Annotated in this window: 10 protein-coding genes; 5 read left to right on the plus strand and 5 right to left on the minus strand. The window is 55.1% G+C overall.

Translation table 11 applies throughout. The annotated features are described in order from the left end of the window. Nucleotides 1-14 precede the first annotated feature (14 nt). Nucleotides 15-2858: an FAD-binding and (Fe-S)-binding domain-containing protein gene (locus tag IG617_RS18175; RefSeq protein ID WP_192110682.1), complete on the plus strand. Its 2844-nt coding sequence runs from the start codon at nucleotides 15-17 to the stop codon at nucleotides 2856-2858. A gap of 10 nt (nucleotides 2859-2868) precedes the next feature. Continuing rightward, entirely contained in the window at nucleotides 2869-3558 is a 690-nt protein-coding gene (locus tag IG617_RS18180; RefSeq protein WP_192110631.1) for a GntR family transcriptional regulator, read from the plus strand. Between the two features lie 179 nt (nucleotides 3559-3737). On the opposite strand, the gene IG617_RS18185 is transcribed toward IG617_RS18180, so the two are convergent. The 5 genes from IG617_RS18185 to IG617_RS18205 form a co-directional block, all read right to left on the minus strand. Continuing rightward, nucleotides 3738-4823, minus strand: coding sequence for an Ldh family oxidoreductase (locus tag IG617_RS18185; protein WP_338110029.1), 1086 nt, complete (start codon nucleotides 4821-4823; stop codon nucleotides 3738-3740). Next, complete coding sequence (locus IG617_RS18190) at nucleotides 4807-5673, minus strand: ABC transporter permease (RefSeq protein WP_338110030.1); 867 nt, start codon at nucleotides 5671-5673, stop codon at nucleotides 4807-4809. Before IG617_RS18190 ends, IG617_RS18185 begins: the two co-directional genes overlap by 17 nt. Next, complete coding sequence (locus tag IG617_RS18195; protein WP_192110632.1) at nucleotides 5670-6479, minus strand: ABC transporter ATP-binding protein; 810 nt, start codon at nucleotides 6477-6479, stop codon at nucleotides 5670-5672. The genes IG617_RS18190 and IG617_RS18195 overlap by 4 nt, the downstream gene beginning before the upstream one ends. Continuing rightward, complete coding sequence (locus IG617_RS18200; RefSeq protein WP_192110633.1) at nucleotides 6476-7501, minus strand: ABC transporter substrate-binding protein; 1026 nt, start codon at nucleotides 7499-7501, stop codon at nucleotides 6476-6478. Before IG617_RS18200 ends, IG617_RS18195 begins: the two co-directional genes overlap by 4 nt. A gap of 67 nt (nucleotides 7502-7568) precedes the next feature. Continuing rightward, on the minus strand, nucleotides 7569-8459 hold the full coding sequence (locus tag IG617_RS18205) for a fumarylacetoacetate hydrolase family protein (protein WP_209008580.1): 891 nt from the start codon (nucleotides 8457-8459) through the stop codon (nucleotides 7569-7571). A gap of 174 nt (nucleotides 8460-8633) precedes the next feature. Between IG617_RS18205 and IG617_RS18210 the strand changes: the two genes are divergently transcribed. From IG617_RS18210 to IG617_RS21485, 3 genes are all read left to right on the plus strand, one after another. Beyond that, entirely contained in the window at nucleotides 8634-9314 is a 681-nt protein-coding gene (locus IG617_RS18210; RefSeq protein WP_192110635.1) for a FadR/GntR family transcriptional regulator, read from the plus strand. 151 nt (nucleotides 9315-9465) lie between these two features. Further along, nucleotides 9466-10149, plus strand: a complete 684-nt coding sequence (locus IG617_RS18215; RefSeq protein ID WP_192110636.1) for a fumarylacetoacetate hydrolase family protein — start codon at nucleotides 9466-9468, stop codon at nucleotides 10147-10149. Nucleotides 10150-10204: 55 nt separating this feature from the next. Next, a partial coding sequence (locus tag IG617_RS21485; RefSeq protein WP_209008581.1) for a hypothetical protein occupies nucleotides 10205-10436 on the plus strand: 232 nt, incomplete at its 3' end.

Here is a 10436-nt window from a genome sequence, read left to right on the forward strand (position 1 = left end):
TGTCGGGCGATCTGATGTTCGATCCGTTTTCGCGCGGTCGCTACGCAACGGACGCATCGATTTATCAGATGATGCCTGTGGGCGTGTTGGCGCCGAAATCAGAAAACGACATATTGGCAGCGATTGACTGCGCACGCGATCAAGGTGTGCCGATCCTGCCACGCGGAGGCGGCACATCACAGTGTGGCCAGACCGTCAACGAAGCGCTGGTTCTGGATAACACTCAGTATTTCAATGAAATACTCGAGCTTGATGTCGCCAACAGGCGCTGTGTCGTGCGCCCGGGCGTCGTGCTCGATGAACTGAATCGGGTGCTCAAACCGCATGGGCTTTGGTTCCCGGTCGATGTCTCAACTGCTTCGCGCGCAACCCTTGGCGGGATGACGGGGAACAACTCCTGCGGCGGGAAATCCATTAGATACGGCATGATGCGGGACAATGTGCTGTCGATTGACGCGATCTTGGCCGATGGCAGCAAACACCGATTCGGTTTGGGTCTTACCGACCAGAACGCAGCTTACAACGCGCTCTCCCGAGATCTTGCGGCGGTCGGCCAAAGAGAAACAGCTGAAATCGCTACCCGTTTCCCCAATGTGATGCGACGTGTGGGTGGCTACAACATCGACGCACTGACTTCGGGATTGAACACCCAAAACCTGGCTCATCTTCTTGTTGGCTCGGAAGGTACGCTTGCCTACACAACCGCGATTGAGTTGAAACTCTCCCCCATTCAGGGCGGCAAGGCCTTGGGAGTGTGTCACTTCCCGACCTTTCATCAGGCAATGGACGCCACACAACATCTGGTGACGCTCGATCCCGAGGGCGTTGAGCTGGTCGATCATACGATGATCGCGCTGGCCCGGGACATTCCGCTTTTTGCCAAGACAATCGAAAATTTTGTGACAGGCGCGCCTGAGGCTTTGCTGCTGGTGGAATTCACGCAAGCCAACGGAGCGCAAAAGTTAAAAGACCTAGACCAGATGATGGGCGATCTCGGGTTTTCATGGACCGGGACCGGCAAGGCCTGGGGCGGTGTCACTGCGGTGACAGATGCAGGTCTACAGGGACAGATCGCTGAACTGCGCAAATCTGGCCTCAACATTATGATGTCTATGAAGACCGCCGGGAAGCCCGTCTCGTTTGTCGAGGATTGTGCGGTCGAACTGCCTGACCTTGCCGCCTACACAGCTGGGCTTACGGAGGTTTTTGAACGCCATGGCACCAGAGGCACATGGTACGCACATGCGTCGGTCGGGTGTCTGCATGTGCGCCCGGTGTTGAACCTGAAGCTGGACAATGACGTCGCCACAATGCGCGCGATTGCCGAGGAATGTTTCGACCTTGTCACCCGCTACAAGGGTTCCCATTCAGGCGAACATGGTGACGGCATTGTCCGCTCGGAATTTCATGAAAAGATGTTTGGCTCTCGGATGGTCGCGACCTTTAAGGAGGTGAAAGATCGTTTCGATCCGACCGGCGTGTTCAACCCTGGAAAAATCGTCAATGCCCCAAAGATGGATGACCGTAGCCTTTTCCGCTATGGGCCAGAATATAAGACCTCACACCTGAAAACCGAACTGGATTGGTCCGAGTGGTCCGGAAAAGATGGAGGATTTCAGGGCGCCGTTGAAATGTGCAACAACAATGGAGCCTGCCGTAAACTGAAGGGTGGCGTCATGTGCCCCTCATTTCGGGTAACGCGAAAAGAACGAGACCTGACCCGCGGCCGCGCCAACACCCTTCGTCTTGCGATATCCGGACAGCTTGGGCCTGATGCACTGGTCTCCGAAGAGATGGCAGATGCGATGAAGCTTTGCGTGTCCTGCAAGGGCTGCAAGCGCGAGTGCCCGACAGGCGTGGATATGGCGCGGATGAAGATTGAGGTGCTCTCTGCGCGCGCCAAGAAACATGGCCTGAGCATTCATGATCGGCTTGTTGGATATCTGCCGCGATACGCTCCCTGGGCGGCAAAATTGCCTTTTCTGCTGAACCTGCGGGACAAGGTGCCTGGTTTGGCCAAAACAACAGAACGATTGACGGGTTTCACTGCAAAACGACCCTTGCCGAAATGGGTCGCCAACCCGTTCAAAGATACCGAAGTCAGCGCAACCTCAACACCAGACGCCGCACTGTTTGTTGACAGTTTCAACCGCTATTTCGAGCCTGAAAACCTGCGCGCGGCAGTCAGAGTTTTGAACGCGACTGGCTGTTCGGTCGATGTGGTAAAACCTACAGACAATAGCCGTCCATTGTGTTGTGGCCGTACGTTTCTGTCGGTCGGATTGGTTGATCAAGCGCGGCAAGAGGCCAAACGGCTGGTCGATGCTCTTTTGCCTTATGCAGAACTTGGCGTTCCCATCATCGGCCTGGAACCAAGCTGCCTACTGACCCTTCGCGACGAGATACCGGTGCTGTTACCCGGAGAAGATAGCGCAAAGATCGCCAAACTGGCGCTGATGTTCGAGGAATTCATTGCCGATCAGAGGGAAAATCCGCAGTTCATTTCTCGCCTTCGATCTCCGGCGCCTGAGGTCAAATTGCACGGGCACTGCCACCAAAAAGCAATGGGGGTTATGCCGGCAATCGAACATACGCTGGCACTCTTGCCGGACACTAATGTCACCAAAATCGAAAGCAGCTGCTGTGGCATGGCAGGCGCATTCGGCTACGGTGTGGACACATATGACACGTCGATAAAGATGGCCGAACTGGACGTTCTTCCAGCCGCGCGCGCCGCATCTAGTGATGCAATTATCGTGGCCGATGGCACGTCTTGTCGCCACCAAATCGCAGACAACACCAATTGCAATCCGATGCACATAGCCCAACTTCTCGACTTGGCACTGAAACGAGTGTAAACGCTGCGAAATGACTGATTTATCCGCAAACATGATAATCGAACGAAAGTCACTTCACCTTGAATTGGTGGAGCGTCTGCGTCCCTTGATCATTGAAGGCCAAATGGCCCCGGACAAAAAAGTCCCCGAAAAGGCCCTTTGCGAACAATTCAGTGTATCACGGACCCCATTGCGCGAAGCATTGAAGGTTTTGGCCGCCGAGGGGTTGGTCCGATTGGAACCAAATCGCGGAGCATGGGTCACTGCGATCACAATAGAAGAGGTCGAAGAGGTCTTTCCGGTGCTCGCCGTTCTTGAGGGCCTGTCGGGGGAGTTGGCCTGCGAAAAGATCTCTGATGAGGAAATTACAAGTATCCGCTCGCTTCACGACGAAATGATACAAAGCTATCATGACAGGGATTTGGCCACGTATTTTAAGCTTAACCAAGAAATCCACTTAGGCATACTTTCTGCAGCAAGAAACGAGACCTTGGCCAACTCCAGTATGTCATTGTCGGCACGTATGCTGCGCGCAAGATATGCGGCCAATATGTCTGACGAACGCTGGAGCGAAGCCGTGGACGAACACAATGAAATAATTCGAACGCTGGAAGCGCGCGATGGCAAGAAGCTTGCCTCAATCTTGATTGTTCACATGAAAAACAAGAAAAGTTCGGTGCTACGCTGGTTACAGAACCCACCAGACGTTGAAGCCGTTTAAGGCACATTGGCCTCAGTGTGCATTTGACTTGGCGCTGTCAGAACAACTTTGCTTGAGTGGGCTGGGTGACGACATAGCGTTTGGGAATGCCAAAGGCCGCCTCTTTCAAATACTCTACAACAAGACCTAAAATTGCCGACTTTCCAGCGATGCAGGGCAGCGTCCCGGCAGACGTGTTCTCAGCCTTTTGCTTGTTCGTCAGGAAACGGAGCTGGGAGTCCGCAATCAGCGGCAAGCACATTCAGATCGCGCCGCAGAGCGGGGTTAAGAGCGAGGCCGTCGGTCCGGCGTGCATCAGCTGCCGCGGTCTTGCCATCACCAGGCAACCGCACAGGATTATGACCCGGAAGCGGTTCCGAGGCACGCATCTCGTCAAAGACCCGACTGGCGGTGCTCGCAAAGTCGTCTCCAATTCCAAAGGCAACTGGATCAAGCGCCACGACAAACAGCCCAGTATTAGTGGAAGAGGTCGTGTCGTTCGTGAAGTCGACGACGTCTGATCCGAAGGCAGCCCCATTGAGGGCACCTGCCATAAGCCCGATTGCAACCGACAAACCAAACCCCTTCGCGCCGCCGATCGGCAGGAGGAAGCCCTCTGATTTCCGGGCTGGATCCGTGAGCGGTTCACCGTCCCGTCCAACCATCCAGCCTTCCGGCATTTCCTTGCCCTGTTGCAGAAGCGTCTTGATCTTTCCCATCGCCGCAACGGTGGTGGCCATGTCGAATACGAAAGGATCGGCACCGACGGCAGGCGCCGAAAACGCAATCGGGTTGGTACCAAGAAGAAGGTCGGTGCCGCCGTAGGGAGGAACGTGGTTCGCGCTTCCTACTGCCGCCGCCATGCCAAGCAGACCAACCTCGGCTTGTGGCCTCACATAGAGTGCCAAGGGCCCGGCATGATTGCCGCGGCGAACGCCAACCCAGCCAATACCGGCGGTACGTGCCTTTTCGATGGCCAGATCACGCGCAGCGGACATTGCAAGGTGACCCAGTCCGTCGTCCCCATCAATCACGCCTGTGGCAATTGTTTCATGCGCCACAGTCACCGAGGGGGTCGGGTTGCAGCCGCCGCCGTCCAAACGCGCCAGGTACTGCCGCAGGCGAAAAACACCGTGTGTGCCATACCCAAAGATATCCGCTTCGACCATGAGCGTGGCAACTTTGACGGCATCATCATGCGGGACACCTTTCGACTGCAGCGCCGCCGAAACGAAATCGCGCAGGGTATGCACCGGAATGGTGGATGCTTCAGTGATCGTGTGCACCTACGGATTCCTTCTGCCAGAACACGACCTTGCGCTGCGTCCATTGTACGATCAGGTACAGCGCCAGCCCGACTAGGCTCAGATACAAGATCAAGGAGAACACGCGCGGCGTATTGAGCTGGGATGCAGCGACCCGGATCAATTCGCCAAAACCTTTGCCGCCGCCCAAGAATTCGCCCGTGATCGCGCCAGCCATCACGCCAACGGCGCCGATCTTGAGCCCTGTGAAGATCTGCGGAAGCCCGGTTGGAAGCTTCATCTTGATCAATGTCTGCATCCGGCTCGCACCCATGGTCTTAAAGAGCATGCGGGCATTTTCGTCGGCAGAGTGAAGGCCCGCTGCCGTTCCAACTACGATCGGGAAGGTGGCGATAAACGCCGCCAGCGACACTTTGGATTCGATGCCAAAGCCCAGCCAGGCAACAAAGAGGGGCGCAAAGGCGACCTTCGGCATCGTATCGATGGCCACCAGATAGGGCATTACAGCTTTTTCCCCAAACACCGTTTCGCCGACGAGAACGCCAAGCGAGAAGCCAATGGCGATGGCAAGCGCGAAGCCGTAGATTACCTCTTGGATCGTGATCCAAAGAGCGCGGAGCATATAGCCGCCGCTAAGAAGATTACTTCCAACAAAAATCATATCGTCGAAGGTTTCCCACGGCGTGGGCAAAATGATCGGCGAAACGAGCTCGAGACGTGTAACCACATCCCATGTGCCGATGAAAACCACGAACACAAATGTCATGGCGATCCAACGGGGTATGGCGTCGATGAAAGCGACTTCCTGAACCCAGACAGTATCGTCCGCAGCCTCGGTTTCCAGCTGCTGATTGATTGGCGCATCAGTCACATGCCTTCTCCCTTGTCCAACATGCTGCGAATATGATCCACGATTTCGCCAAATCTCGGTGTCGTCATTAAGTCGAGCGTGCGCGGCCGAGGCAGATCAACCTTGACGATCTCCGCAATTCGGCCCGGGCGTGGTTTCATTACGACGATCTCATCCGACAGGATTACCGCTTCTTGAATGGAATGGGTGACCAGAAAGGCCGTCGCGTCCTGCTCACGGCAAATTCTTTGCAGTTCCATATTCATCATGTCGCGAGACAGCTCGTCGAGCGCGCTGAACGGCTCATCCAAAAGCAGAACTGCCGGTTCAGTAATCAGCATCCGGCAAATAGAGGCTCGTTGCGCCATGCCGCCAGACAATTCGTTGGGGTAAACGCTCTCAAACCCCTTCAACCCGACCATGTCGAGAAGATCATGCGCCTTTTCCATCGCTTTCTTGGCAGCCGCTTTTCCATCCCGGATCTCAATCGGCAGCACGATGTTTTCAACCGCAGTCTTCCATGGGAAGAGCGTGGCCTGCTGGAACATCATTCCGATGTCCCGCCGCGGGCCGGTAACAGGCTTATCCTGAAGGACCACACGACCTCTTGTTGGAGGAATGAGACCCGCCATGATCTTCAACAGGGTCGATTTCCCGCAGCCGCTTGATCCGATGATCGACGTGAAGCTACCGTAGCGCAAGGTGAGATCCACGTTCTCCAACGCGACCACCGAATTGCGCGCGTAGGTTTTACTGACGTTGCTCAACTCATAAACCGGCGCATCAGATGATGCGCCGGTGTATTCATATGCCAATGGGGCGTTCATTTGCCGACAGCCGAGTTGCCGAGTTCAGCGAACTCATTAGTCCAAATCGCGCTCAGATCGTCGAGAGGCCCTGAGATTTCATTGCCAGCTACAAGAGCATCCTGCCACTCTTCCCACACTTGCGCCGGATACCAGCCGAGATGCGGGCTGTCGCCAGCAGCAATCGTCTTTGAGCGTACCGCGTCGAAGAGTGCCGCCTGGAACTCCTTATCTTCACCTTCCTGCGGGTTGCCTGCAGCAAGGTGGGCAAGGACAGCATCGCGATTGGCATCGTCCAGTGCAAAGGCATGGCCCTTGGCAAAGGCCCGGCTCCACCCCTCGACAAGCTCACGATCGTTTGCGACCGTATCGGCCATCGTGGCAATACCGTTGCCGAAGAAACGGCCGAACTCGGCGGGCGTGATGTCGCGCACCTTCATGCCGCGTTGGTTAAGAACGGCGGTATCTGCGGTAGATGCAGAGTAGGCGTCAATCTCGCCGTTCAAGAACGCGGCGGTTGCCGGGCCGCCGTCACCAACAGTGAGGAACTCAAAGTCAGTTCCTTCGACCATTCCCGCACTCGACAGCACGTTGCGGGCAAAGCCCACTTCGGCACCGTCCGCTGTACCGGTCCCAATAACTTTGCCGCGCAGGTCCTCGATCGACTGGTGGTCGGATCCTTCTTGAACCGCGATTCCAAAGTTGCTCCGTGCAGCCACGTTGTAGATATGCACTGCGTTCACGCCGCGCGTGCGCGCTGCGATCAGCGGGCCGGGGCCCGGACGGCCAAAGTGCGCTTGCCCGGCCGACAATGCCTGCAAAACCGCGCCCGAACCGTTGATGGCTTCGACCGTAACGTTCAGACCTTCGTCTTCAAAATAACCTTCGCCGATGGCGACAAAGACCGGAAATGAGTTAATGGCAGATGGGCTCGGCTGAACGAAAGTGATATCGCGCAGGCTTTGCGCAAAGGCCCCCCCTCCTAACAGTCCCGATACCAGCACCGCCGACAGCAACGACATAATTGTTCTACGGTTCATCATACGCTTAGTCCTCCCTTAGCGTTCTTTCCAATCTTCCGTGTCCTTAGTGGCTTCTTTGGAAGATCGCTTATACGGCGCGCACAGAGTTCGTGAGCGTGCCGATCCCTGAAATTTTACAAACGACGGTATCTCCGTCTTTTAAGAAATTTGGTGGGTCCATGGCGTATCCCACGCCCGACGGCGTGCCGGTCGCGATGATGTCACCGGGCTCTAAAGTCATCCCCTCCGACAACGAGGCGATGAGTGTCTCGATGTCGAAAATCATGTCCACGGTATTGCCGTCCTGCCGGGTCTCACCATTCACGGTAAGTGAAATCGGCAGCGCATGCGGATCATCAATGACGTCCGCGGTCACAATCCACGGGCCCATGGGGCACGAGCCATCAAAGGCCTTCCCCTTGAAATTCTGCCCACCATGACGGCGCTGTACGTCGCGGGCGGAGATGTCATTCAAGATGGTGTAGCCGAAGACGTGTTTCATTGCGTCCGCCTTGGCGATATTGCGCCCCGGCGTGCCGATAATCACAGCCAATTCAACTTCGTAGTCAGTTTGTTTTGAGACGCTTGGAAAAGTTAGGACATCGCCCCCGGGGCCAACGATAGACGTCGGTGGTTTGGTGAAAAAAACTGGATATTCGGTTACGCCGACATCTTGCTTTTGTGCCCGGTCCCCTTCGGCGATGTGTTCAGTGTAGTTGCGCCCTACACAAAGAACATTCTTGCGAATGACTGGAATTGGCGCTAGCAACTCTGCCCCTTCGGCAATAATCGCTGCGTCAAGAGCACCGGCTTCAGCGTTTTTCACAAGGTTACGTGCAACATCGAGCGTCTCTCGCTGCCCTTCAATCAGAAGGAGCATCGAATTTGCCTTCAATGCCTCGGCGGCAGGTCCCGTCAGATGGTGCGCGGCTTTGGACAGGCTCAAAAGGCGGTCATCACTCAGAACAGCCGCACACATTTGCTCTCCACCCGCTAACACTGTGGCTAGTCGCACGATATTTTCCTCCCGACATTGTCTCTTTATTTGCCGCAGAGTGTCGCAATATTCTGCGGCCTCTTGCTTATCTTTGAGATAAGAGTTGATTGACTCTCGCTCTAATTCAATCAACCAATGAGTAAATTGGGTGGCGATATGAATGAGACAACCGAGTTATCACAAAGACTGCGTGACTTGATCGATAGTGCCGGATATCGGTTGAATGACCGCATCTTGCCTGAGCGCGAACTGTGTAGACGTCTGGACACAACACGTAATCAACTGCGCAAGGCCCTTGCCGATCTGGAGGCGCAAGGGTTGATCTGGCGGCATGTCGGACGCGGCACTTTTGTTGGCTCACGGCCCGTCCTGAACCTTCAGGATGTTACCTACCTTCGTGACCAGATAAAGCCCGAAATGGTGATCACGGTCCGATACAGCATTGAGCCAGAACTCGCTCGGCTTGCAGCCAAATACGCAAGCAAATCCGACTGTGAACAAATGAAAATATGCGCTGAGAAGTGTCGCGAAGCAAAGGATTGGCGCGCTTACGAAGCTTGGGACAACAAGTTGCACCACGTAATCGCACGAGGCACACGCAATCAGCTTTACCTGTACTTTTTCGAAACGCTGAACTCGGTGCGCCGCTCAATTGTCTGGGGCCAACCGCGCGATACCCGCAAGCCCGTACCCGGCTATAGCAGCTTTGTCGAACACGACGCGATTGTTCGCGCGATCACTGCCAGAAACGGGGAGCTGGCCATGCAAATGATGCAGCAACATCTTCGTTCAGTTTATTCGCGAATGATGCCAGAAATCGTTTTGGGTGAGGGCTGAGGCCCGACCAATCCACGAAATGGCTGACCTCAACTCGTTGCCAACGAGTTTATTTCTCGCGTATTTGGTCCAAATCATAGAACAGGTGATCCTAATTTTGGATCGCGAGCCCGTAGGCCTAACAAACAACCGACTGGAGGCGAGTATAGCGATGTCTGAGCATGTTATCGAAACACCAAAGGTACACGCAATTCCCACCAGCAACGGAGGGTCTTTTCCGGTCCGCCGTGTCTACTGCATTGGTCGGAACTTTGCGGCACATGCTGTTGAAATGGGACACGATCCAGATCGAGAACCTCCTTTCTTTTTTCAAAAGAACCCAAATAATCTAGATCCTTCGGGGGAATTTCCCTACCCCCCGCACACATCTGATGTACACCACGAGGTCGAGCTCTTGGTTGGCCTTAAAAGCGGCGGCACCAACATCGCCCTGTCAGATGCGCTTGACCACGTGTGGGGTTACGGCGTGTCCCTAGACATGACACGCAGAGACTTGCAGGGTGAAATGAAGAAGATGGGACGCCCATGGGAAATTGGCAAAGCCTTCGAGCGATCCGGACCGGTGGGGCCTTTGCATCCGGTGTCCGATGTTGGCCACCCTGATCATGGTCGGATTACACTGACAGTCAACGATGACTTGCGACAAGAAGGTGATCTGAACCAGATGATCTGGAAGGTGCCGGAAATGATCTCCTATCTCTCAGAATACTTCGAACTATCTGCAGGAGATGTGATCATGGCCGGCACTCCTTCGGGAGTAAACGCGGTGGAGCGAGGTGACATTATGAAAGCGAGCATCGACTCCATTGGAGTATTGACCGTCAAGGTCGTCTAAAGCCAGAAGCGAGGCCGGCTCGTTCGGGTTGGCGTTACTCAGAACAGCTAATCGCTTGATGATGTCACTCTCGTTCTCCAAGCGCAACAAAGGCCCGAGAAGTCCAATTTTCAACCCAATGGTTTTCGGGAATGATTACCAAGTCATTTCAAAATCGACGCCCTCTCCCCAACGCAAGAAAACCCCCGTCGGATTTCCGATCGGGGGTTTTTTGCTGATTTGGTTGCGTGGTCAGGATTTGCCCTCCTTGATGGGGCCCGGTCATGTCAAAATCCGCGACCGGGCAC

It is taken from the genome of Roseibium polysiphoniae (assembly GCF_014842925.1).
Classification (GTDB): Bacteria; Pseudomonadota; Alphaproteobacteria; order Rhizobiales; family Stappiaceae; genus Roseibium; species Roseibium polysiphoniae.